We start from the raw sequence: 23,788 nt of genomic DNA on the forward strand, positions 1-23,788 counted from the left end.
CCATGATTTCCAGCAAATACGGCCCCTTCTTCAGCGTGGCCCGCGAGCACCAGGTCATCTTCTACTACGTGGGCTACTTTTCCCAGCACATCGTGGCTGCCATGGCGGACGCCGTGAAGCTGCAGCTGGAGGTGGCCGGCATCGCCGGGCCGACGCGGCGCAAGCTGTTCTCGTCCTTCATCGAGATGGCGCAGAACATCATCCACTATTCCTCCGACTCCCTGACGCCGCCCAGCCAGACGGAAGGGGAGCTGCGCCATGGCTCGGTCTGCATCCGCCGCGAGGCCGATGGCCGGTTCCTGCTGCTGTGCGCGAACCCCATCGAGGCGGCCGCGGCCGACGAGCTGCGCGCCAAGCTCGAACAGCTGTGCAGCATGACGCTCGACGAGATCAAGCAGGCCTATCGCCAGACCCTGCGCGAGGAAACACCCTCGGGCAGCAAGGGGGCGGGGATGGGATTCCTGACCGTTGCCCGCGACGCGAGCGCGCCGCTGGAATTCGACTTCGAGGCCGCGCAGGGCGCGGCAGGCACGCCGGTCTTCTACCTGAAGGCCGCGATCTGAAGTCGCGGCGGCAGCCCCCAAGCAGAGAACACCATGGACAATCTTTACATCGCACCGACCCCCAGCTCCCCCGAGGTGGACTTCCAGTTCGACAGGCACACCCTCCACCTGCGCGGCGAGTCCTATCCCGAGAACGCCGCGGCGTTCTACGGCGACGTCATCGCGCGCCTGCGCGAGTACCTGGCGCAGCAGCGGGAGCAGCGCATCGAAGTGCACATCGCGCTGGCCTACTTCAACAGCTCCAGCACGAAGATGCTGTTCAACCTCATCGACGCGCTGAACGACGCGGCGGAAGAGGGCAATCCCGTTGCCCTGCACTGGTACTACGACGAAGAGGACGACACCATCCTCGAATTCGGCCAGGAACTGAGCGACGACTTTCCCGACCTCGAATTCACCAGCCACCCGGTGATGCCGTCCTGAACCATGGACACCATGGCCACGCCCCCCGATCTCTTCGAGTCCGAAAACCGCGCGCTGCTCGCCGCCCGCGCTGCCTACGAGGCATGCCACGCGCCCGCGCACGCGGAGGATTGCCGGCAGGCGCTGGGCGGGCTGCTCGCTGCCTATGAACGGCTCCTGCGTGAAACACGCCGCCTCGTGCGCCGCAGCGACCGTGCCGAGCTGGAGATGAATCAGCTCAACCAGCAGCTGACGGAACTGGCCGAGCAACTGCACTACCGGGCCACCCACGATCCGCTCACCGGCGTGCTCAACCGCGCGGCCATCATCGAGCAGGTCAACGGCCAGTTCGAGGCCGGCAGCGTCGCGCTCATCGTGCTGGACATCGACCACTTCAAGAAGGTGAACGACAGCTTCGGCCATCCCGTCGGGGACCGGGTCATCCGCGGGGTGGTGGACTGCCTCAAGAGCGTGGTGCCTGGATCGGCGCAGATCGGCCGCGTCGGCGGTGAGGAGTTCACGGTGCTGCTGCCCGACGCGCACGGGCAGGCATGCGAGCGCGTGGCCGAAGCGGCGCGCGAAGCCATCGAGGGCTTCGACTTCGGCCTGCCGGACGGCAGCCGCGTCACCGCCAGCTTCGGCGTGAGCTGGCTGCCCGGCGGCTGCGTGTTCGACGATGCCTACGGGCTCGCCGACGAGGCGCTCTACGACGCCAAGCGCGCCGGCCGCAACCGCGTCGTGTGCGCGGATCCGGCGACGCACGCGCCGAGTCCATGAGCATCCAGATCGGGATGGACGGTCTCGTCGCAGAGCCCGACGGCCCGCCATCTCCAGCGCCGTGCGCCGGCCCGGCGTGGCAGGTGCTGGTCGTGGACTGCGACCCCGGCATGCATGGCATGGTTCGCGGGGCGTTCGAAGGCCTGGAGCTGCTGGGCCGTCCGCTCGCCTCCCTGCATGCGTCCACCCGTGCGCAGGCGCGCGCGATGCTGCTCGCAGGCTCCGGCATCGCGGTGGTGCTGCTCGGCGCCCTCGCGGACGGTGATGCCGGCGATGGCGAAATGCTGGACTTCATCCGCCATACGGCCGGACTCGGCGACACCCGCATCGTGCTGTGCACGGCGCAATCGGGCCAGGCGCCGGACCAGGACACGCTGCTGCGCTACGACATCAACGACTTCCGTGCGAAGTCCGAGCTCGCGCAGGGGCGGCTGCTGCCCGTGGTCCTCGCTGCCATCCGCTCCTACGATCAGCGCTGTTCCATCGAGGCCAGCCGCCGCAGCCTGGAGCTCATCGTGCGGTCCAGCGCGGCGCTGCTGGAGCAGCCCGACCTCCAGGCATTCGCTGCGGGCGTCATCACCCAGCTCGATGCCCTGCTGGACGGCGCGGCGCGGGGCATGGTGTGCATGCTGCACGGTGCCTCGGCCGACAGCTGCCGGGTGGTGGCCGCGACGGATGCTTTCGCAGCTTTCTCGGGCCGTGCGCTGGAAACGCTGCCCGACACCCGATGCCGGCAACTGCTGGCCCGGGCGCTCAAGTTCTGCCAGAACATCCATGGGGAGGAGGGCGGCATCGCCCTGTACTTCGGCGATCGCAGCGAGCGCGGCATGGCCGTCTTCGTGGACACGCCCTACCCGCACAGCGCGCTCGACCGCCAGTTGCTGGATGTCTTTTCCATCAACATGCGGACCCTGCTGCTCAACCGCGACCTGCTGGACCGCCTGCGCCGATTCGCCTACTACGATCCGCTGGTCCGCCTGCCCAACCGCGCCCACTTCGTCGAGAAGGTGGATGACTGCGTGCGGCGTGGCGGGGCCCAGGACCACATCCTTGCGCTGATCGATATCGACGATTTCAGCGCGGCGAACGATGTGATGGGCCACACCTTCGGCGACCGGCTGCTGGAGGCGGCGGCCCGGCGCCTGGCCGATGCGCTGCCTCCGGGCGTGCTGCTGGCGCGCGTGGGCTCGGACACCTTCGGCGTCCTGGGCGAGGCCCGCCTGGTGGCGCTGCCGCAATTGCTGCAGTGCATGCAGCCACCACCGGTCGTGGACGGCGTGCCGCAGAAAGTGTCGCTCACCTGCGGATACGTGCACCTGCCCTCGGGCGCCCAGGCCGGCGCAGACCTCGTCAAGGACGCCACCATCGCCCTGAAGCGGGCCAAGCGCGACCACCGCGGCCAGCACCTGCAGTACCTCGAGCACATGGGCCGCGAGGCGCGGGACCGGGCCATGCTGCTGTCGGACCTGCGTGCGGCCATCGACGAGGCGCAGCTGTTCCTGGTCTACCAGCCGCAACTGCACCTGGGCACTGGCGCCCTCGTGGGGATGGAAGCCCTGCTGCGCTGGCGCCTGCCTGACGGACGGTTCGTGTCTCCGGACGATTTCATTCCGATCGCTGAACACTCGGGCCTCATCGCACCACTCGGGCAATGGGTGCTGTCCACCGCCTGCCAGAGCCTGAGCGACCTGGCGCGCGAAGGCCTGGCGCCTCCGCATATTTCGGTGAACGTGTCGGTGGTCCAGCTGCAGGACCCGGCATTCCCCGACGCCGTGCGGGCGGCGCTGGCCGCCAGTGGCCTGCACGGCAGCCAGCTGGAGCTGGAAATCACGGAGTCCGTCGCGGTGGTGCCCACCCAGCTGCTGCAGTCCACGCTGGCTTCGCTGCGCGCCCATGGTGTCAGCATCGCCATCGATGATTTCGGCACCGGCTACTCGTCCCTGAGCTACCTGGAGCGGCTGCCGCTGGACCGCATCAAGATCGACCGTAGTTTCGTGCGCAGGCCCACCGGCGCGCAGGGCGGGCGCATCGCCGAAATGATCGTGCGGCTCGGGCACCAGCTCGGGCTGCGCGTGATGGCCGAGGGCATCGAGGACGCGGCCACCTGGGAGTCGCTGCTGCGCATGGGGTGCGACGAGGGGCAGGGCTACCACATCGCCGTACCCATGGACCTGCAGCAGCTGCGGGCCTGGCTCGCGGCACGGCCCGCAGCGAGAGGTCAGTTCGAGCGCAGCGGCGGCAAGTAGGTTGCCAGGCGTTCCTTGAAGAAGGGCTGCACCGCCGCGATGTTGCCCTTGACGGCGATGGTGTCCGCGCCGGTGTCGCGGCTCATCCCCAGCGGGTCTCCGTCCGGCCAGCCGGGGCCGAAGCACCATTGCGTGCTGGGCACGTTGCTCCGTTGCAGGAGCTGCAGCATGCGCCGTGTCGCCACTTCGGCGCTCGCGTTGTTTTCCGGATAGCCGTGCTCGCCCAGGAAACCGCGCTTGCCGTTGTCCTGCAGCCATTGCAGGAAATTCGCCACCATCTTCTCGCCGGTGTCCGGGGCCACGGTCTCCTGCGGGTTCTTCCAGGCACCGCCGCCTTGCCCGTTGCTGTCCAGGTAGTTGTGGGCCTCGTACACGATGAGCCCGTACGGGTCGGGGATGGTCGCGAGGTCGTTCGAGTATTTCACCCATTCGCGGGCCGTGGCGAATTCGTTGCCGCAGATGAAGACGAAGTGCTTGCGGTCGTAGTCGAAGATGCGCGCGGCCGTGCGCGTCGCGGTGCGCTGCCAGAGCGCCCGCATGTCCAGCGCGCTGCCATTCGCGTTCGTCTCCTTGCCGGTGTAGGGCTCGTTCATCAGGCCCCAGCCGAAAATCGCCGGATGGTCGCGGAAGCGCTGCACGAGGCGCAGCCACAGGTCCGGCAGGCCGTCCTCGGTGTAGAGCTTGCAGCCCTGCGTGCCGATCACGCGGTATTCGTAGAGCTTGAGCAACTGGTCGCGGCCGTCGAAGTAGGCGACGTACTCGAAGTTGCCCTTGGCGTAGGTGCCGTTCCAGACCGACGGCGCTGCCGCATCGGGCACGGCCCGGCCGTCCGGGCCCACGAGCTGTCCTCCCTGGATGCGGTAGCCCTGCAGCGCCGCCACCCGCGTCGGCAGGCGCATGTAGTCGTGCAGTTCCAGGATCGCGCGCTTGCCCTGGGCGGCCAGCCGGTCCAGTACGTCGCTCACTTCCTTCACGTAGGTGGCATTCAGCGGCAGGCCCTGGCCGGTACTGAAGCGCTGCGCCGTGGTCGGCAGCCGGAACAGCGGGCAGTCGCCGGCCGCGGCGATGTGCTTGTCGGAGATGTCCCGGTAGTGCGTGCCGATCTGCGCGTTCTCCACGAAACTGTTCGAGCCGAGGCCCGACAGATTCATGCCCGCCAGCGGCAGCGATGCGGTGGCGGCGTGTCCTGCCGACCAGCCGGCCGTGGCGGCCCAGGCGGCGGCACCCAGCCCGCCCTGGAGTACGGAGCGGCGGGGCATGTCCGCCGCGGACGATGCGGTTGGAGCCTGCCGGAAAGCCCGGCGTGGTGGAATGGCCATGGAAAAACCTTTCAATGGAGGGTGGATGGGAGACGGGGCGGCGCGCCGGAGCGGCTGCAGGGCATTGGCAGGGCGCGCCCGGCGCGTCCCGTGGGGAAGGGCGCGGAACGGCCCCTGGTGGAGGCGCCATCCGCGCGAACGCCACCTTAGCGGGGGACCCGCGACACGGCTGTAACCGCCTGTTGGCCGTGGCCTTCGCGCCACCCGTGCGCGCGGCACGCCGCCCCTCCCGGCCATGCTTTCTGTCCCAGCCGGGACAACCCTGGCTGGCATCCTCGTCCGGACTCTCTAGAATCAAAAAGCACGACCGTTCTTTTCCATACCAAACCAAGGGACAAGCAATGACCGCTGAATACCAAGTCCACGGCGATGTAGCCGTGATCACCCTGGCCAACCCGCCCGTGAACGGGCTGGGCCATGCCACGCGCAAGGGCATCACCGACGGGCTGGCCCGCGCGAATGCCGATGCGGCCGTGAAGGCCATCGTCGTCACGGGGGCCGGCGGCGCGTTCTCCGGCGGCGCGGACATCAAGGAATTCGGCACGGACAAGGCCATGCAGGAGCCCAACCTGCATTCGGTGATCCGCGCGGTGGAAGGCTCGGCCAAGCCCGTCGTGGCCGCCATTCACACCGTGTGCATGGGCGGTGGGCTGGAGCTGGCCCTGGGCTGCCACTACCGCATCGCCGCGCCCGGCTGCAGCATGGCGCTGCCCGAAGTGAAGCTGGGCCTGCTGCCCGGCGCGGGCGGCACCCAGCGCCTGCCGCGCGTCGTCGGCGTGGAGGCCGCGCTCAACATGATCGTGAGCGGCGAGCCCGTGAAGAGCGAGCTGATCGGCGGCATGCCCGGCCAGAAGCTGTTCGACAAGATGGCCGCCTCGGCCGAATCGCTCGCCGAAGAGGCCCTGGCCTTCGCGCGCAGCGTGGCAGACACCCGTCCGCTGCCGCTGGTGCGCAACCTGCCGGCCAGGCACCCGCAGGGCGATGCCTACTTCCAGTTCGCGCGCAACATGGTCAAGGGCATGGCGAAGAACTTTCCCGCGCCGCTCAAGTGCGTGGACGCCGTGGAAGCCGCCACCAAGCGCAAGTTCGAGGACGGCCTGGCCTACGAGCGCGAGCTGTTCGTCAACCTGATGTGGACGCCCGAATCCCGCGCGCTGCGCCACCTGTTCCTGGCAGAGCGTGCCGCGAGCAAGATCCCCGACGTGCCGTCGGATACCCCGAAGCGCGAGATCCGCAAGGTGGGCGTCATCGGCGCCGGCACCATGGGCGGCGGCATCAGCATGAACTTCCTGAACGCCGGCATTCCCGTCACCATCCTCGAGACCAAGCAGGAAGCGCTGGACCGGGGCCTGGCCACCATCCGCAAGAACTACGAAGCCCAGGTCGCCAAGGGCAAGCTCAAGCAGGACAAGTACGAGCAGCGCATGGCCCTGCTCACGCCCACGCTCAGCTATGACGATCTGAAGGACGTGGACCTCGTCATCGAGGCCGTGTTCGAAGAGATGGGCGTCAAGGAAACCGTGTTCAAGAAGCTCGACGAGGTCGCCAGGCCCGGCGCCATCCTGGCTTCCAACACCTCCACGCTCGACGTGGATCAGATCGCCGCCTTCACGAAGCGCCCGCAGGACGTGGTCGGCATGCACTTCTTCAGCCCTGCCAACGTGATGAAGCTGCTGGAAGTGGTGCGCGGCAAGCAGACCGCCAAGGATGTGCTCGCCACCGTGATGGCGCTCGCCAAGAAGATCAAGAAGACGGCCGTGGTCTCCGGCGTGTGCGACGGCTTCATCGGCAACCGCATGATCGAGCGCTACAGCCAGCAGGCCGGCTTCCTGCTGGATGAAGGCGCCACGCCCCAGCAGGTGGACAAGGCCATCGAGAAGTTCGGCTTCGCCATGGGCCCGTTCCGCATGGGCGACCTCGCCGGCAACGACATCGGCTGGGCGATCCGCAAGCGCCGCGCCGTCGAGCGCCCGGACATGAAGTACAGCCGCACGGCCGACAAGCTCTGCGAACTGGGCCGCTACGGCCAGAAGACGGGCGCCGGCTGGTACGACTACAAGCCGGGCAAGCGCGACGCCATCCCGAGCGACCTGGTGAACAAGATGATCGAGGACCACCGCAAGGAGCTCGGCATCACCCCGCGCAAGATCAGCGACGAGGAGATCGTGCAGCGCCTGGTCTATGCCCTGGTCAACGAGGGCGCGAAGATCCTGGAAGAGGGCATCGCGAGCAAGTCCGGCGACATCGACATGGTGTACCTGACGGGCTACGGCTTCCCCATCCACCGCGGCGGCCCGATGCACTACGCGAGCGAAGTGGGCCTCTTCAACGTCGAGCAGTCGATGCAGCGCTTCGCGCAGAACCCGCTGGACGATGCCGCCGCATGGGAGCCGGCGCCCCTGCTCTCCCTCCTCGCCGCCGAGGGCAAGGCCTTCGCCTGACCCGCGCCGTCCGCATGTTTGCAAAGAACCAGGGAATCCGCACATGACCTCCGCAGTGATCGTTTCCACCGCCCGCACGCCGCTCGCCAAGAGCTGGAAGGGCTCCTTCAACATGACCCACGGCGCCACGCTCGGCGGCCACGCCGTGCAGCACGCCGTCCAGCGCGCCGGCATCGACGGCTCGGAAGTCGACGACGTCATCATGGGCTGCGCCAATCCCGAGGGTGCGACCGGCGCCAACATCGCGCGCCAGATCGCGCTGCGCGCCGGCCTCCCCGTCACCACCTCGGGCATGACGGTCAACCGTTTCTGCTCCTCGGGCCTGCAGACCATCGCCATGGCCGCGCAGCGCATCATCGCGGGCGAGGCCGAGGTCTTCGTCGCCGGCGGCGTCGAGAGCATCTCCTGCGTGCAGCAGGAAATGAACACGCACATGCTGCGCGACCTCGAACTCGCCAAGGCCAAGCCCGAGATCTACTGGAGCATGCTGGAGACCGCCGAACAGGTCGCCAAGCGCTACCACATCGGCCGCGACGCGATGGACGAATACGGCGCCGCCAGCCAGCAGAAGGCCTGCGCCGCGCAGGCCGCCGGCAAGTTCGACGACGAGATCGCACCTATCACCGTCACGGCCGGCGTGGCCGACAAGACCCTGGGCCTGATCACCAGGCAGGTCACGGTGAGCAAGGACGAAGGCACGCGCGAAGGCACGACCAAGGAAGGCATCGCCGGCATCAAGCCCGCGCTGCCGGGCGGCGTGATCTCGGCCGGCAACGCGAGCCAGTTCTCCGACGGCGCTGGTGCCTGCGTCATCACGAGCGAAGACTATGCAAGCCGCAAGGGCCTCAAGCCCCTGGGCCGCTTCCTCGGCTTCGCCGTGGCGGGCTGCGAGCCCGACGAGATGGGCATCGGCCCCGTCTTCGCCGTGCCCAAGGTGCTCAAGAAGCTGGGCCTGACGGTGCAGGACATCGACCTGTGGGAGCTGAACGAAGCCTTCGCCGTGCAGGTGCTGTACTGCCGCGACAAGCTCGGCATTCCGGCCGACCGCCTGAACGTGAACGGCGGCGCGATCGCCCTGGGTCATCCCTACGGCGTGAGCGGCCAGCGCCTCACGGGACATGCGCTCATCGAAGGCCGCCGCCGCGGTGCCAAGCGCGTCTGCGTGACGATGTGCATCGGTGGCGGCATGGGTGCCGCCGGCGTGTTCGAAGTGTTCTGAGCGCGCCATGTCCAGGAGCCCGGAGGAGGCGGCTGCCATGCCGCGCAGCGATGCCGAATGGCTCGCCCATGGCCGCGACGTGCTGGCCCGGCAGCCCTTCAGCCAGCTGCTGGGGGCCGAGCTGGCCGCCTTCTCTCCGTCGCGCTGTGAACTGCGCCTGCCCGTCACGCCGCAGCTGCTGCAGCAGCACGGCTTCGTGCACGGCGGCGTGGTGAGCTACCTGGCCGACAACGCGCTCACCTATGCGGGTGGCGCAGCGCTGCAGGTACCCGTGGTCACCTCCGAGCTCAAGGTCAACTACCTGCGGCCGGCCCGGGGCGACTGGCTGGTCGCAAGGGCGGAAACGCTGCACTGCGGGCGGACCCAGGCCGTGTGCCGGTGCGAGGTCTATGCGGTCGCGGATGGGGTGGAGAAGCTCTGTGCCGCGGCGCAGGGCACCATTGCGGCGCTGCCCTCCCGGCCCGGCGGCTGATCCTTCGCCTCCCGCGCCGTGCCGGAGGATCCGGTACGGCGTCCCACCTTCGTTCCCCGGCCGCCCGGCCCGCGTGCGGGCCCGGCCCTTCCCTGCGGAAATGCGTCCATGCCATTGCGTTCCACCCTCGACTTCCTGCTCCACGACTGGCTCGATGCCGTCGCGCTCACGCAGCGGGAGCGATTCGCCGACCATTCGCGTGAAACCTTCGATGCCGTGCTCGACACCTGCGAGCGCATCGCCCGGGAGAAATACGCCCCGTTCAACCGCCTCGTGGACACTGAAGAGCCGCGCATGGAAGACGGGCGCGTCGTGTTGCCCCGCGCCACGCACGAAGCCCGCCGGGCCTATGCCGAATCCGGCATGCTGAGCGCGGCCCAGGATTACGCCATCGGCGGCATGCAGCTGCCCTATACCCTGGAATCCGCGGCCAACAGCTTCTTCGCGGAAGCGTCGATCAGCATCGGCTCCAACCTGCTCACCGTCGGCAACGCCAACCTGCTCATGGTGCACGGCACCGAGGCGCAGCGCGAAGTCTTCGCGCTCAACGAATTCAACGGGCGCTGGTCCGGCACCATGTGCCTCTCCGAGCCACAGGCAGGCTCCTCGCTCTCCGACATCGCCACGCGCGCCGTGCCCGACGGGGACGATTTCGAGTCCGACCCGCTCGGCCCGCGCTACCGCCTGGCCGGCAACAAGATGTGGATCTCCTCCGGCGACCACGAGATGACCGAAAACATCGTCCACCTCGTGCTGGCCAAGATCCCCGGGCCGGACGGCCGCCCGGTGCCCGGCGTGAAAGGCATCTCGCTCTTCATCGTGCCCAAGCACCTGGTCGACACCTCCGGGCAGCTCACGGGCGAGCGCAACGATGTGGCCTTGGCCGGCCTCAACCACAAGCTCGGCTGGCGCGGCACCACCAACACGCTGCTCAACTTCGGCGAGGGCACGTACCCCGTGCGGGCAGGGCAGGGGCCCGGCGGACTGGACGGCCGCGGCGCGGGCGCCATCGGCTACCGGGTGGGCGGGCCGGGCGACGGCCTGAAGTGCATGTTCCACATGATGAACGAGGCCCGCATCGGCATCGGCATGGCCGCCACCATGCTCGGCCTGGCCGGCTACCGCGCCAGCTTGCAGTACGCCAAGGACCGCACCCAGGGCCGGCCGATCGTGCCGCGCTCGGCGGGGGGCGACGGCAAGGCCGGAAAGGATGCCTCGGCACCCCCCGTGCGCCTCATCGAGCACGCCGACATCCGGCGCATGCTCCTGGCGCAGAAGAGCTATGGCGAAGGCGCCCTGGCCCTCAACCTCTATTGCGCGCGGCTCGTGGACGAGCAGCACACCGGCAGTCCAGAAGCCGCCGACGAGGCGCGCCTGTTGCTGGAAGTGCTCACGCCCATCGCCAAGAGCTGGCCCAGCGAATGGTGCCTGGAGGCCAACTCCCTGGCCATCCAGATCCACGGCGGCTACGGCTACACGCGCGACTTCCCGGTGGAGCAGTACTGGCGCGACAACCGCCTCAACATGATCCACGAAGGCACCCACGGCATCCAGGCGATGGACCTGCTGGGCCGCAAGGTGGTCATGGAGGGCGGCCGCGGCCTGCAACTGCTGGCGGGCCGCGTGAACGCCACCATCCAGCGCGCCATGGAGCGGCCCGAACTCGCGGCGCATGCCAATGAGCTGGCCCGCGCGCTGTCCGAAGTCGGCGCCGCCACCAAGGCGGCCTGGGCCACGGGCGAGCCCGCCGAGGCGCTGGCCAACGCAGTGCCCTACATGCAGGCGGCCGGGCACATGGTGCTGGCGTGGGTATGGCTGGACATCGCGGTCGCCGTGCTCGCCCGCGCTGCGGCATCTGCGCCATCCCTGGCGCCAGACGACGCGGGCCGGCTGGGCGCAATGCGGTACTTCTTCCGCTATGAATTGCCCAAGATCGGCGCTTGGCTGAACGTCGTCCGCACCCGCGACATGACGTGCGCCGAGATGCCCGAGGACGCGTTCTGACCTGATCGCGCAGGCGACAAGCCGCCGCGTCACTGCCCCCCACAATGCCCGTAAACCCCCATCCCGAATACCCATAAGGAGACCAACCCATGACCCGCACGGTCCAGCAACTTTTCGATCTTTCCGGCAAGACTGCCCTCGTCACCGGCGGCTCGCGCGGCCTCGGGCTGCAGCTGGCCCAGGCGCTGGGCGAGGCGGGCGCGAAGATCATGCTGACGTCCCGCAAGGCGGCCGACCTGGAGGAATCCGCTGCAACGCTGCAGGCGGCCGGCATCGACGCGCGCTGGATCGCCGCGGACTGCGGACAGGAGGCCGACATCCAGCGTCTCGCGCAGGAAACGCTGCAACGCATGGGCGACATCGACATCCTCGTGAACAACGCGGGCGCCAGCTGGGGCGCTCCCGCCGAGGACCATCCCACCGCGGCGTGGGACAAGGTCATGAACCTCAACGTGCGCGGCTACTTCCTGCTGTCGCAGGCCATCGCCAAGCACAGCATGATCCCGCGCAAGAGCGGCCGCATCATCAACGTGGCCTCCATCGCCGGGCTGGGCGGCAACCCCATCCAGATGAAGACCATCGCCTACAACACCTCCAAGGGGGCCGTGATCAACTTCACGCGCGCGCTGGCGGCGGAGTGGGGCGTGCATGGCATCAACGTGAACGCCATCTGCCCGGGCTTCTTCAAGACCAAGATGGCCTCGGTGCTCATCGAGACCCTGGGCGAGCAGAAGATGGCCGAGCACGCACCGCTGCGCCGCCTGGGCGACGAGGAAGACCTCAAGGGCCTGTGCCTGCTCTACGCCTCGGATGCCGGCAAGCACATCACCGGCCAGTGGATGGCCGTCGATGGCGGCGTCAGCGTGGTGACTGGCGGTTGAAACCGCACCGCTTATAGCGCAGGGCACCGCTGCGTGCGTGCTGCGCTGCGGCGGCCGCGCTCGCTATGCTGGCGGCTTCCCCTGATCCTGATGGAGTGTTCCCCTTGTTGAGCTTCGGCGCCGAAATTCCCTTTGTCAGCCACCTCGGCTTCACCCTGCACCACATGCAGGGCGGAGAATCCGAACTGCACTACACCGCGCAGCCGGACCACCTGAATTCCTTCGGCGTCACCCACGGCGGCGCCACCATGACCCTGATGGATGTCGCCATGGCCATCGCGGCCCGCAGCGACGTGCCGGCCGACATCGGCGTGGTCACGATCGAGATGAAGACCAGCTTCATGCAGGCGGCCCGCGGGCCGCTGGTGGCGCGGGGCAAGCTCCTGCACCGCACGACCGCGCTCGCGTTCACGGAAGCCAGCATCTTCGATGCCGAAGGCCGCCTCTGCAGCCACGCCACCGGTACCTTCAAGTACATGAAGCGGCCCGCACAGCCCGAGGCATCGGTTCCCACCGACTGACACGTTTTCCACGTTCATCCGTTCCCGAAAAAAGGAGATACCCCATGCCACGCAACCAGCAGATCCTCCTGGACAACCGCCCGCAGGGCGAAGCCACCACCGGCAACTTCAAGCTCGTCACCACTGAAACGCCCGCATTGCAGGACGGCCAGGTGCTTGTACGGCACCATTACCTGAGCCTGGACCCGTACATGCGCGGCCGCATGAACGACAGCAAGAGCTACGCCGCATCCCAGCCCCTGGGCGAGGTCATGATCGGCGGCACCGTCGGCGAAGTGGCGGAAAGCCGCCATCCCAAGTTCGCCGTGGGCGACAAGGTCGTCGGCATGGGGGGCTGGCAGGAGTGGAGCGTGGTGGACGGCAACGCGCCCGGCATGCTGCGCAAGGTGGACACCACCCACGTGCCGCTGTCGCACTACCTCGGTGCGGTGGGCATGCCCGGCGTGACCGCCTGGTACGGCCTCGTGAAGATCATCGAGCCCAAGGCCGGCGAGACCATGGTGGTCAGCGCCGCCTCGGGGGCCGTGGGCAGCGCCTTCGGAGCCCTTGCCAAGGCACGCGGCTGCCGCGTGGTGGGCATTGCCGGCGGTCCTGAAAAGTGCCGCTACGTGACGGAGGAACTGGGCTTCGATGCCTGCATCGACCACCGCGAGCACGGCGACCTCAAGAGCATGTCCCAGGCCCTGAAGCAGGCCTGTCCCCAGGGCATCGACGGCTACTTCGAGAACGTCGGCGGCTACATCCTCGATGCCGTGCTGCTGCGCGCCAACGCTTTCGCGCGCGTGGCCGTGTGCGGCCTGATCGCCGGTTATGACGGCCAGCCCCTGCCGCTGCAGAACCCGGCCCTCATTCTCATCAACCGCATGAAGGTGCAAGGCTTCATCGTCAGCGAGCACATGGAGATCTGGCCCGAGGCCCTGAAGGAGTTGGGCGGGCTCGTCGGCTCCGGCAAGCTGCGTCCGCGCGAGACCATCGCGGAGGGCATCGCCGCCGCGCCGGAAGCCTTCCTGGGCCTGCTCAAGGGCAAGAACTTCGGCAAGCAGCTGGTCAAGCTGGTCTGATGGCCGCGTCCCTGATCTGGCACTGGTCCCGCTTCGACGATCTCGGCGTGCATGCGCTGCACGACGCGCTCGCCCTGCGCTGCCGCGTGTTCATCCTGGAGCAGGGCCCCTACCAGGACCCCGATGAAGCCGACAAAAGCGCCTGGCACCTGCTCGGGCGTGACGCAGCAGGGCGCCTGCAGGCCTACCTGCGCGTGGTCGATCCCGGGGTGAAATACACCGAGCCGGCCATCGGCCGCGTGGTCACGGCGCCCGAGGCCCGAGGCACGGGGGCCGGCCGCCTGATCGTGCACGAAGGCCTCTCGCGCTGCGCGGCCGCATGGCCGGGCAGGGCGGTACGCATCAGCGCGCAGGCCCACCTGCAGCGTTTCTATGGCGAGGCCGGGTTCACCGCGGTTTCGCCCGAGTACCTGGAGGACGGCATCCCCCACGTCGAGATGCTGTGGACGCCGACCTCCGCTCCGGCGTAACCTGCGCCTGCCCGGAAACCCACCAGGAGAAGCCATGGTCCCGTCCCTGCCTGAACCCATCCTCCACCACTATCCCTCGTCGCCGTTCTCGGAAAAGATCCGCCTCGCCCTCGGCTTCAAGCAACTGGCCTGGAAGTCGGTGATCGTTCCGAGCATCGCGCCCAAGCCCGACGTGGTGGCGCTCACGGGCGGATACCGCCGCACGCCGTTCCTGCAGATCGGTGCCGACATCTATTGCGACACGGCCCTCATCTGCGACGTGCTGGAACACCTGCAGCCCGAGCCCGTGCTGTATCCGCTCGCCCTCAAGGGCGTGTCCCGCGTGTTCGCGCAATGGTCGGACACCACGCTGTTCTGGGCGGCCATGGCCTACAACCTCCAGCCGCGGGGGGCCGCGGAGCTGTTCGCCAACCTGCCGCCCGCGGCCGCCCAGGCCTTCGGTGCCGACCGCAAGGCCATGAGCGCCGGCATGAACCGCCTGCGCCCGCAGGACGCCACGGCCGCCTACCGCTCCTACCTGCGGCGCATCGCCCACATGGTCGAGGAGCACGACTACCTCTTCGGTGCAGAGCCCTGCGTGGCGGACTTCGCTGCCTACCACCCCTTGTGGTTCACCCGGCAGTGCGTCCCGGTGATGTCCGACATCTTCAAGACCACCCCCGCCGTGCTGGAGTGGATGGACCGCATCGCCGCCATCGGCCATGGGCGCATGGAGAAATTCAGCGCCCAGGATGCCATCACGGTGGCCGCCGGGACCGAGCCGCTGCCGCTCGTGGACGACGTCTTCCAGGACGAGCACGGCATACCGCTGGGCGCGCGCGTGTCGATCGCCGCGGAGACCTTCGGTACCGAACCGACCGAAGGCCGCCTTGTCGCCGCCACCCGCACGCGCTACACGCTGGCACGCACCGACCCGCGCGCGGGCACGCTCCACGTGCACTTCCCGCGCATCGGCTACACGCTCACTTCCACGGAGACAACCACACCATGATCGAAGACTTCCAGGGCAAGACCGCCGTGCTCACGGGCGCGGGATCGGGATTCGGACTCGAATGCGCCCGCATCGGCGCGCGGCGCGGCATGCGCCTCGTGCTGGTCGATGTGCAGCAGGACGCGCTGGACCAGGCCGAGGCCGAGGTCCGGGCTGCCGGTGCCGACGTGCTGGCCAGGCGGGTGGATGTCTCCGACGCCGGGCAGATGGAGCGCCTCGCGTCCGACGTCCGGGAACGTTTCGGCGCACCGCATTTCGTCTTCAACAATGCCGGCGTGGGCGCCGGGGGCCTGGTCTGGGAGAACACCGTCGCCGACTGGAACTGGGTGCTCGGCGTGAACCTCATGGGCGTGGTGCATGGCGTGCGCCTCTTCACGCCCATGATGCTCGATGCCGCGCGGCAGGATCCGGCCTGGCGTGGCCACATCGTCAACACGGCCAGCATGGCCGGCCTGCTCACGCCCCCGAACATGGGCATCTACAACGTGAGCAAGCACGCCGTGGTGAGCCTCACCGAAACCCTGTACCAGGATCTGGCGCTGGTCACGGACCAGATCGGCGCCAGCGTGCTCTGCCCGTATTTCGTGCCCACCGGCATCGGCCGCAGCGAGCGCAACCGGCCGGATGCGCCGGCCGCGCCACCCACGCGCAGCCAGCTCATCGGCCAGGCGATGAACGACAAGGCGGTGGGCAGCGGCAAGGTCACTGCTGCCGAAGTGGCGCAGATAGTGTTCGACGGCATCGCCGCCAACCGCTTCTATCTCTTCAGCCATCCCCAGGCGCTGGGCAACGTGCAAAGCCGCATGGAAAGCATCGTGGCCGTGCGCAACCCGCCCGATCCGTTCCTGGAGCGGCCCGACATCGGCCAGCGCCTGCGCGAGCAGCTGCGTGCGGAGCCCGGCGCCACCGCCTGACGCCGCGATCGAATGTGCCTGGCCGCCGCCGGGCGGGCGACGTATGCGCTGCGGCAGGGCGCACCCTTGCCGCATGCCGGCCATGCAGCCGCTTCAGCGCGGCGCGAGGCGGATGGCGCCGTCCAGCCGGATCACCTCGCCATTGAGCATGTCGTTCTCGAAGATGTGGCGGGCCAGCCGGGCATAGTCATCCGGCGTGCCGAGGCGGCTCGGGAAGGGGACACCCGCCGCCAGCGCGTCCTGCACGTCCTGCGGCATGCCGAACAGCATCGGCGTGCCGAAGATGCCGGGCGCGATCGTCATGTTGCGGATGCCGTTGCGCGCGAGGTCGCGCGCGATGGGCAGCGTCATCCCCACGATGCCGCCCTTGGAGGCGGAATAGGCCGCCTGGCCGATCTGGCCGTCATAGGCCGCCACGCTGGCCGTGGAAATCAGCACCCCGCGCTCGCCGGTGGACTCGGGCTCGTTGCGGGACATGGCCTCGGCGGCGAGGCGGATCATGTTGAAGCTGCCGATCAGGTTTACCGTCACCGTTTTGGTGAACAGCGCCAGGCCATGCGCGCCGTTCTTGCCCACGGTCTTTTCGGCGGGGGCGATGCCGGCGCAGTTGACCAGTCCCATCAGCTTGCCTTGCGCCACGGCCTGCGCCACCACCGCCTGGCCGTCGGCCTCGCTCGTCACATCGCAGCGCACGAAAGTGCCGCCGATATCGCGCGCCACGGCTTCGCCCTTGTCCGCCTGCATGTCCGCGATGACCACGCGACCGCCCGCGGCGGCGAGCATGCGTGCCGTGCCTTCGCCCAGGCCCGACGCGCCGCCCGTGACGATGAATACCTTGCCCTGGATCTCCATGAAACTGTCTCCTTGATGGTTTGACGTTGACGTAAACGTCAATTATGAACCAGGAAAACGTTACGCCACACGCACGAAAGCCCGGCAGGCCGGGCTTTCGCGGGAAGAGGAGCGGCGCGGGCCGGGGCTTACTTGAAGCCCACCCGGTCCAGCATCTGCTGCACCTTGGGCATGTGCTCGCCCACGGCGCTGATCGGGATCGTCTCGCTCTTGAACGGCTGGCCGCCGGTCATCGCGCGCAGCGCGGGATTCTCGGACACCACGCCCTTGGCTGCGGGCCATTCGTTGTTGCCGTTCGCGAAGTAGTTCTGGGCCGTGGGGCTGGCCAGGTACTCGAGGAACTTGACCGCGTTGGCCTGGTTCTTCGAATACCGCGCCACGGCGCCACCCGCGATGTTCATGTGCGTGCCCCACGATTGCTGGTTGGGGAACACTACCGCCACCTTGCTGGCCACGTCCTTGTCCTCGGGCTTGTCCGACCGCATGATGCGGGCCAGGTAATAGCTGTTGGTGACGGCGATGTCGCATTCGCCCGCTGCCACGGCGCGGATCTGGTCGGTGTCACCACCCTTCGGGGGACGCGCCAGGTTGGCGACCACGCCCTTGAGCCAGGCTTCGGCCTTCTGCTCGCCCAGATGCTCCGTCACTGCACCGAACAGGCTCAGGTTGTAGGGGTGCGAGCCCGAGCGGATGCAGATCCTGCCCTTGTTCTTCGGGTCGCCCAGCTCTTCGTAGGTGTCCACGTCGTCCTTGTTCACCTTCGCCTTGTTGTAGACGATGACGCGGGCGCGGGTGGACAGGCCGAACCAGGCGATGCCGCCATCGGCAGCAGGGCGGGCGCGCAGGTTCGCGGGAATGGCGTCTTCCAGGGCCTTGGACTTGATCGGCAGGAAGAGGCCGTCGGCCTCGCCGCGATAGAGGCGGGCCGCGTCCACCAGCAGGATGACGTCGGCCGGGGATGCCGAGCCTTCGGCCTTCAGGCGCGCCATGATCCCCGCGTCATCGGCATCCACCCGGTTGATCTTGATGCCCGTGGCCTGCGTGAATCCGCTGTAGAGCGCCTCGTCCGTTGCGTAATGGCGGGCCGAGTACAGGTTCACGACCTGTTCCTGGGCGAGCGCGGTGCCGGCGACGGCCAGCAGGCTGGCGGATGCGATGAGGCTCAGGATGCGGTTGCGCATGCGGTGGTTCTCTCTTTCTAGGTAGTCGGTGGAGGATGGTTCCGAAAGAGCGGGGATGATATGGCAGACGCGAATCATTCGCGATAAAGACCGGCGCCAGCCCATGGCATTGCGCGGCGGCCCTGGCATCCACGGCCATCGCGCGGGCAAAGAAAAAGCCGGCAGGGCCGGCTTTATCTCGGAGTGGCGGCCGGAAACCGGCTGCCTTGGGCCCCGCGTGGGGCCGAGGCACGTCACTTCACGTGCTTGCCGATCAGGCCGGCCATCTCGAACATGGAGACCTGCGGCTTGCCGAACACTTCCTTCAGCTTCGCGTCGGCGTTGATCATGCGCTTGTTGGCGGCGTCCTGCAGGTTGTTGGCCTTGATGTAGGCCCACAGCTTGCTGATGATCTCCGTGCGGGGCAGCGGGTCGGAGCCGACCACGGCGGCCAGCGCCGGGCTGGGCGTCAGGGCCTTCATGAAGGCGGCGTTGGGCGTGCGCTTCTTGGCGGGCGCCGCGGCCTTGTCGGCAGCCGGAGCTTTCTTTGCAGTTGCCATGTTGGTTTTTCCTTGTTGGGAGTGAAATAGCGGTGACCCAGCGAAAACCTGCTGTTCACTGGTTCGGCGAATGCTAATGGCAAAAAAACGCCTTTCCAAGGGAAGAGCGCGTTTTTTTGCCTCCAGTTGTTGCGACCCGACCGTCGGAAGCCGCGTACGTTTCGAGGTGCGGAAAATCAAGCCCTGCGATACGTCCTCCGAGCCCGCCGGCGGTGCCCGGCGGCTTCTAACGGTTCCGTGCACGGCGCTGGCCCAGCAGGATCATTCCCACGGCGAGCAGGATCACCGCGCTGGCCCATCCCTCGCGGGCGGAAATCGTTTCTCCGGCCACCGCACTGCCCAGGGCGAGCGCCACCGCCGGGTTCACGAAGGCATAGCTGGACGCCAGCGCCGGGCTGGCATGGGCGAGCAGGTACAGGTATGCGCTGAAGGCGACCAGGGAGCCGAACACCACCAGGTAAACCCAGGCGGCGAGCGCGGCGGTGCCGGGCGGCCAGGCGGGGCGCTCTCCCAGGATGAAGGAAATCGCCATGAGCACGGCCCCGCCGCACAGCATCTCGCTGGCGAACCCCATCGGTCCGGGTGCCAGTGGCAGGCGCGTGGTGGAGAGAACCGAGCCGAGCGACCAGCAGGCGGTGGACGCCAATGCGCACACCACGCTGGCCGGGGCCGCGGAAAAACTCTCGCCCCGCATCAGCAGCGCCACGCCCAGCGCGCCGAGGCACATCCCGGCCAGCTCCCAGGCACCCGGGCGGCGCCCCCAGAACAGGCCCCAGCCGGTGACCATCAGCGGCACGGAGGCGACGCAGGTGGCGATCAGCCCCGAGCCCACGTGCAGGCTGGCCGTGGCGATGAGGCCCATTCCGGCCCCGAGCATGAGGCTGCCCACGATGAACGCATTGCGCCACTGCCGTGCCGAGGGGAGCAGGGCGGCGACTCCTGCCCTGCGGCCCCGCCAGGCCATGAACAGCGCCAGCAGCGCGCCCGCCACCAGGAACCGGGAGCCCATCTGGAAGAATGGCGGAAAGCTCTCCAGCGCCCGCCGGATCGCCAGGTAGGTGGAGCCCCAAACCAGGTAGCAGCACAGCAGGGCCAGCACGGTGCCCGCCGGGAGGCGGGCCCTGGGGGAAAGCGTCGGAGCGGTAGTGGTCGGCATGGCCCTATCCTATGAAAGCTGCCGAGCAGACAACAGGGCAATTCAAAGGTTGATGGGCTGCCTTGCCAGTGTTTTCATGGCCAAATGGCATGATGACCGAAAAGACCGAAATCGACGGCTACGATGCCCGCATCCTTGCGGCCCTGCAGCAGGACGGCCGCATCACCATGGCCGAACTGGGCCGGCAGGTGCACCTCAGCCAGCCTGCGGTCACCGAACGGGTGCGCAAGCTCGAAGCGGCCGGCATCATCCGGGGCTACGGCGCCCGGGTGGACCATGCCGCCCTGGGCTATGGCATCCGCGCCATCATCCGGGTGGGGCGCGCGGAATATGCGCGCGTCGTGCGGCTCATCGAGCAGACGCCCGAGGTGGTCAATGCCTACAACGTGACCGGCGACGACAGCTGGATCCTGGAGATCGCGGTCATCGACGTCAGCCACCTCGACGCGGTCGTGACCGCGTTCTGCCTGCTGGCCGAAACCTCCACCTGCATCGTGCTCAATGCCCCGCGGGAAAACGCCCCGGTGCTGCCGGCCCGCCGCGACAGCATCAGGCCGCCCATCCGCAAGGTCACCGGCCGCTGAGGCCGCCGTAAGGCAGGCCGTTCGCTCAGGCCTGCGGAGGCTGCCCTCCGGATGCCGGCGGTTTCCGGCGCCCGGGCAGCGTGGCCAGCACCACGCTCGCCACCGCGATCCCGAAAGCCACCAGTTGCAACGGCGTGAACCGCTCTCCCAGCACCACCACGCCGACCAGCGCCGCGCTCACCGGCAGCATCACGGTGAAGACGCCGCCCTGCGCGGCGGGCACGACTTTCAGTCCGGTCATCCACAGCCAGACGGTCCACATGCTCGCGGCCAGCGCGTAGAACACCAGCAGCAGCCACATGCCGGGCTTGAGCGACGAGAAATCGAACTGCAGCGCCGCATACAGTCCCATCGGCGTGGCCAGCAGGAATCCCCACAGATTGATCAGCGCCGTGATGCGGCGCGGACCCAGCGTGCCCGTGAGCTTCTTGCCGATCACCGAGTAGGCCGCTTCGCAGATCACCGCGCCGATCAACAGCAATTGCCCGAGCCAGACGAGGTGGCGGGATTGGGCAGCGTCCTGCGTGCCGGTACCGGCATGCGCGCCGGTTCCCGGCTGCGCCACGGAAAACAGCGCGATGCCCAGTACCGCGAGGCCCACGGCGGCCCAGGTCCGGCGGGGCACCCGCTCCTTCAGGAAGAACCAGCTCATCACCGCAACCGCCGCCGGAATGCCTGCCATGGTGACGCCGGCGGTGACCGCGCTGGTCAGGCCGACACCCGAGATCATGCACAGCGTGAAAAGGAAATTGCCCAGGAACGATTCCAGGAACAGCAGGCGTCGCACCTGCGGTGACATGGGAGGCTCGTCCGCCGGCTTGCGCAGCCACGACAGCATGCCCAGACCACCGATCCCGAACCGCATCCATGCCAGCAGGAAGACCGGCAGCGCCTGCGACAGGGGCTTGGAAAGTGCGACGTAGCTGCCCACCAGGATCATGCTGAGGGCAAGGCAGAGATAGGCGACGGGGCGGCTGGGCATGCGGCGATCGCGGCCCGGATCGATAGACTGCAGGGCCGACGCTGATTTCTAGGACACGCATCATGCCTCAGCCGCCGCACTCCGATTCCGCTCGCCACGTGTTCGTCTACGGCACCCTGCGCCGCGGAGGGAGCAACGACATCACCCGGCTCGATCCGCCACCGGTCCCCGTCGGCACGGCGGCGGTTCCCGGCGTGCTCTACGACCTCGGTGCCTACCCGGGCATCGCGCTGACCGGCCCCGCGTCCGAAGGGGAAGGGCGCGCGCCCGTGCTGGGAGAGGTCTATGCCATCACCCCCGCGCTGGAGCGCTGCCTGGACCGGATCGAGGAGATCTGGCCCGAACCTTCCGGCGAATACGTCAAGCGCGAAGTGGTGGTTCGCCTCAAGGAGGGCGGGGCGGAGCTTTCGTGCCTCATATACGAAATCTCTCCCCATTTCCTGCAGGGCGCGCCCAGGCTGCTGCACGGCGACTGGATGGCCGCGCGCTGAAATTTCGCCCGTGAAACTCCCGTGCCACATTGTGAAAAATAGAAATGCTGCGGTGCCGCATAATTTCTCGATACGAGAAAATGCATTTCATGATTCAAAAAAAATGCGTTAAGTCATTGATTTTGAAGGTAAAAATTTTATGTCTTATATAAGACATAAGAGCTTGCGCGGGTCTTCTACAAGACCTACAGTTGTCTCCAAGGACGGCACACACCGCCCTCGTGTTTCCACCCACTTCCTGGAGATGACCATGCCCCAAACCTTCAATGAGCAACTGAGCCGTGAACAGCAAATCGCCGCCCTGGAAAAAGACTGGGCGCAGAACCCCCGCTGGAAGGGGATCAAGCGCGGTTACAGCGCCGCCGATGTCGTGCGGCTCCGCGGCTCCTTCCAGGTCGAACACACGCTGGCGCGCCGCGGTGCTGAAAAGCTCTGGAACCTCGTCCACAACGAACCTTATGTGAACTGCCTCGGCGCGCTGACCGGCGGCCAGGCCATGCAGCAGGTCAAGGCCGGCATCAAGGCGATCTACCTGTCCGGCTGGCAGGTGGCTGCCGACAACAACGAGTACGCCGCGATGTACCCCGACCAGTCGCTGTACCCCGTGGACTCGGTGCCGAAGGTCGTGGAGCGCATCAACAACAGCTTCACCCGCGCCGACGAAATCCAGTGGGCCAAGGGCGTGAACCCCGGCGACGCCGGCTTCATCGACTACCACGCCCCCATCGTGGCCGATGCCGAGGCCGGCTTCGGCGGCGTGCTGAACGCCTATGAGCTGATGAAGGCCATGATCCGCGCCGGTGCCGCCGGCGTGCACTTCGAAGACCAGCTCGCTTCGGTCAAGAAGTGCGGCCACATGGGCGGCAAGGTGCTGGTGCCCACGCAGGAGGCCGTGCAGAAGCTCATCGCGGCACGCATGGCCGCCGACGTGTACGGCGTGCCCACCCTGGTCATCGCCCGCACCGACGCCGAGGCCGCAGACCTGATCACCAGCGACTACGACGAGAACGACAAGCCCTTCCTGACGGGCGAGCGCACGGCCGAAGGCTTCTACAAGACCCGCAAGGGCATCGACCAAGCCATCAGCCGTGCCGTGGCATACGCCGAGTATGCGGACCTGGTCTGGTGCGAGACCGGCACGCCGGACCTGGAATTCGCCCGCAAGTTCGCCGAGGCCGTGCACGCCAAGCACCCGGGCAAGCTCCTCGCGTACAACTGCTCTCCGTCGTTCAACTGGAAGAAGAACCTCGACGACGCGACCATCGCCAAGTTCCAGCGCGAACTGGGCGCCATGGGCTACAAGTACCAGTTCATCACGCTGGCCGGCATCCACAGCATGTGGTTCAACATGTTCGACCTGGCGCAGGACTACGTGAAGCGCGGCATGTCCGCCTACGTGGAAAAGGTGCAGGAGCCCGAATTCGCGGCCCGCGAGCGCGGCTACACCTTCGTGTCGCACCAGCAGGAGGTGGGCACGGGCTACTTCGACGAGGTGACCACCGTGATCCAGGGCGGAAAGTCCAGCGTGACCGCGCTGACCGGCTCCACCGAGGAAGAGCAGTTCCACTGACCTGCCCGTTGACCTGCCGCAGCGGCGGGCCCTTGCGGCCCGCCCGCGGGCACGGGTTAGAATGCCTGCATCAACCACTTGCAAGGGCGAGAAAGGCATGACGGTTATGACACCGCGAACTACGGAGACCCCCTCCAGCAGCCGCTAGGCTG

The 23,788-nt window shown here is 67.8% G+C and carries 23 protein-coding genes; 17 read left to right on the forward strand and 6 right to left on the reverse strand.

The genetic code is table 11. The features are described from left to right. Positions 1–2: 2 nt before the first annotated feature. Genes ACAV_RS11660 through ACAV_RS11675 form a run of 4 tightly spaced genes read left to right on the forward strand, consistent with a single transcriptional unit; the run spans position 3 to position 3,988 of the window. Positions 3–563 carry a SiaB family protein kinase gene (locus tag ACAV_RS11660; protein ID WP_013594777.1) on the forward strand — a complete coding sequence of 187 codons (561 nt, stop codon included), beginning with the start codon at positions 3–5 and terminating at the stop codon, positions 561–563. Positions 564–596: 33 nt separating this feature from the next. Then, positions 597–986, forward strand: a complete 390-nt coding sequence (locus tag ACAV_RS11665) for a DUF1987 domain-containing protein (RefSeq protein WP_013594778.1) — start codon at positions 597–599, stop codon at positions 984–986. Between the two features lie 3 nt (positions 987–989). Continuing rightward, on the forward strand, positions 990–1,742 hold the full coding sequence (locus tag ACAV_RS11670) for a GGDEF domain-containing protein (RefSeq protein WP_013594779.1): 753 nt from the start codon (positions 990–992) through the stop codon (positions 1,740–1,742). Then, positions 1,739–3,988 carry a putative bifunctional diguanylate cyclase/phosphodiesterase gene (locus ACAV_RS11675; protein ID WP_013594780.1) on the forward strand — a complete coding sequence of 750 codons (2,250 nt, stop codon included), beginning with the start codon at positions 1,739–1,741 and terminating at the stop codon, positions 3,986–3,988. The genes ACAV_RS11670 and ACAV_RS11675 overlap by 4 nt, the downstream gene beginning before the upstream one ends. On the opposite strand, the gene ACAV_RS11680 is transcribed toward ACAV_RS11675, so the two are convergent. Beyond that, the gene (locus tag ACAV_RS11680) at positions 3,961–5,247 is read right to left on the reverse strand and encodes a glycoside hydrolase family 5 protein (protein ID WP_013594781.1); all 1,287 of its coding nucleotides are present in this window, start codon (positions 5,245–5,247) and stop codon (positions 3,961–3,963) included. The genes ACAV_RS11675 and ACAV_RS11680 overlap by 28 nt on opposite strands. Before the next feature lie 401 nt (positions 5,248–5,648). Here ACAV_RS11680 and ACAV_RS11685 point away from each other — a divergent pair, with 401 nt between their 5' ends. The 10 genes from ACAV_RS11685 to ACAV_RS11730 all read left to right on the forward strand — a co-directional run bounded on the left by ACAV_RS11685 (position 5,649) and on the right by ACAV_RS11730 (position 16,281). Then, positions 5,649–7,748, forward strand: coding sequence for a 3-hydroxyacyl-CoA dehydrogenase NAD-binding domain-containing protein (locus ACAV_RS11685; protein WP_013594782.1), 2,100 nt, complete (start codon positions 5,649–5,651; stop codon positions 7,746–7,748). 43 nt (positions 7,749–7,791) lie between these two features. Beyond that, positions 7,792–8,967: an acetyl-CoA C-acyltransferase gene (locus tag ACAV_RS11690; protein ID WP_013594783.1), complete on the forward strand. Its 1,176-nt coding sequence runs from the start codon at positions 7,792–7,794 to the stop codon at positions 8,965–8,967. Between the two features lie 7 nt (positions 8,968–8,974). Then, on the forward strand, positions 8,975–9,439 hold the full coding sequence (locus ACAV_RS11695) for a PaaI family thioesterase (RefSeq protein ID WP_225976146.1): 465 nt from the start codon (positions 8,975–8,977) through the stop codon (positions 9,437–9,439). 108 nt (positions 9,440–9,547) lie between these two features. Next, entirely contained in the window at positions 9,548–11,443 is a 1,896-nt protein-coding gene (locus ACAV_RS11700; protein WP_013594785.1) for an acyl-CoA dehydrogenase, read from the forward strand. Between the two features lie 89 nt (positions 11,444–11,532). Then, positions 11,533–12,324, forward strand: coding sequence for an SDR family oxidoreductase (locus ACAV_RS11705; protein ID WP_011795962.1), 792 nt, complete (start codon positions 11,533–11,535; stop codon positions 12,322–12,324). A 104-nt stretch (positions 12,325–12,428) separates the two neighbouring features. Next, positions 12,429–12,845 carry a PaaI family thioesterase gene (locus ACAV_RS11710; RefSeq protein WP_013594786.1) on the forward strand — a complete coding sequence of 139 codons (417 nt, stop codon included), beginning with the start codon at positions 12,429–12,431 and terminating at the stop codon, positions 12,843–12,845. A gap of 44 nt (positions 12,846–12,889) precedes the next feature. Further along, the gene (locus ACAV_RS11715; RefSeq protein WP_013594787.1) at positions 12,890–13,906 is read left to right on the forward strand and encodes an NADP-dependent oxidoreductase; all 1,017 of its coding nucleotides are present in this window, start codon (positions 12,890–12,892) and stop codon (positions 13,904–13,906) included. Beyond that, positions 13,906–14,376 carry a GNAT family N-acetyltransferase gene (locus ACAV_RS11720; RefSeq protein WP_013594788.1) on the forward strand — a complete coding sequence of 157 codons (471 nt, stop codon included), beginning with the start codon at positions 13,906–13,908 and terminating at the stop codon, positions 14,374–14,376. The genes ACAV_RS11715 and ACAV_RS11720 overlap by 1 nt, the downstream gene beginning before the upstream one ends. A 34-nt stretch (positions 14,377–14,410) precedes the next feature. Beyond that, entirely contained in the window at positions 14,411–15,367 is a 957-nt protein-coding gene (locus tag ACAV_RS11725; protein ID WP_013594789.1) for a glutathione S-transferase family protein, read from the forward strand. Next, a complete protein-coding gene (locus tag ACAV_RS11730; RefSeq protein ID WP_013594790.1) occupies positions 15,364–16,281 on the forward strand; it encodes an SDR family oxidoreductase in 918 nt (305 codons plus the stop codon). The genes ACAV_RS11725 and ACAV_RS11730 overlap by 4 nt, the downstream gene beginning before the upstream one ends. 93 nt (positions 16,282–16,374) lie before the next feature. Here the strand turns inward: ACAV_RS11730 and ACAV_RS11735 are convergent, their stop codons facing one another. From ACAV_RS11735 to yedA, 4 genes are all read right to left on the reverse strand, one after another. Further along, positions 16,375–17,133 carry a 3-hydroxyacyl-CoA dehydrogenase gene (locus ACAV_RS11735; RefSeq protein ID WP_013594791.1) on the reverse strand — a complete coding sequence of 253 codons (759 nt, stop codon included), beginning with the start codon at positions 17,131–17,133 and terminating at the stop codon, positions 16,375–16,377. A 128-nt stretch (positions 17,134–17,261) separates the two neighbouring features. Beyond that, positions 17,262–18,314 carry a Fe(3+) ABC transporter substrate-binding protein gene (locus ACAV_RS11740; protein WP_013594792.1) on the reverse strand — a complete coding sequence of 351 codons (1,053 nt, stop codon included), beginning with the start codon at positions 18,312–18,314 and terminating at the stop codon, positions 17,262–17,264. Positions 18,315–18,547: 233 nt separating this feature from the next. Beyond that, on the reverse strand, positions 18,548–18,853 hold the full coding sequence (locus ACAV_RS11745; protein WP_011795954.1) for an SWIB/MDM2 domain-containing protein: 306 nt from the start codon (positions 18,851–18,853) through the stop codon (positions 18,548–18,550). A gap of 226 nt (positions 18,854–19,079) precedes the next feature. Beyond that, entirely contained in the window at positions 19,080–20,009 is a 930-nt protein-coding gene (gene yedA, locus ACAV_RS11750; RefSeq protein WP_013594793.1) for a drug/metabolite exporter YedA, read from the reverse strand. Between the two features lie 89 nt (positions 20,010–20,098). Between yedA and ACAV_RS11755 the strand changes: the two genes are divergently transcribed. Then, on the forward strand, positions 20,099–20,593 hold the full coding sequence (locus tag ACAV_RS11755; protein ID WP_013594794.1) for an Lrp/AsnC family transcriptional regulator: 495 nt from the start codon (positions 20,099–20,101) through the stop codon (positions 20,591–20,593). Between the two features lie 25 nt (positions 20,594–20,618). On the opposite strand, the gene ACAV_RS11760 is transcribed toward ACAV_RS11755, so the two are convergent. Next, positions 20,619–21,575 (reverse strand): DMT family transporter, encoded by a 957-nt coding sequence (locus ACAV_RS11760; protein ID WP_013594795.1) that lies wholly within the window; start codon positions 21,573–21,575, stop codon positions 20,619–20,621. A 62-nt stretch (positions 21,576–21,637) separates the two neighbouring features. Here ACAV_RS11760 and ACAV_RS11765 point away from each other — a divergent pair, with 62 nt between their 5' ends. Further along, complete coding sequence (locus tag ACAV_RS11765; RefSeq protein ID WP_013594796.1) at positions 21,638–22,066, forward strand: gamma-glutamylcyclotransferase family protein; 429 nt, start codon at positions 21,638–21,640, stop codon at positions 22,064–22,066. Between the two features lie 250 nt (positions 22,067–22,316). After that, the gene (aceA, locus tag ACAV_RS11770; protein WP_013594797.1) at positions 22,317–23,636 is read left to right on the forward strand and encodes an isocitrate lyase; all 1,320 of its coding nucleotides are present in this window, start codon (positions 22,317–22,319) and stop codon (positions 23,634–23,636) included. The last annotated feature ends 152 nt before the right edge of the window (positions 23,637–23,788 follow it).

The sequence above is a fragment of the Paracidovorax avenae ATCC 19860 genome, assembly GCF_000176855.2.
GTDB classification, from domain to species: domain Bacteria; phylum Pseudomonadota; class Gammaproteobacteria; order Burkholderiales; family Burkholderiaceae_C; genus Paracidovorax; species Paracidovorax avenae.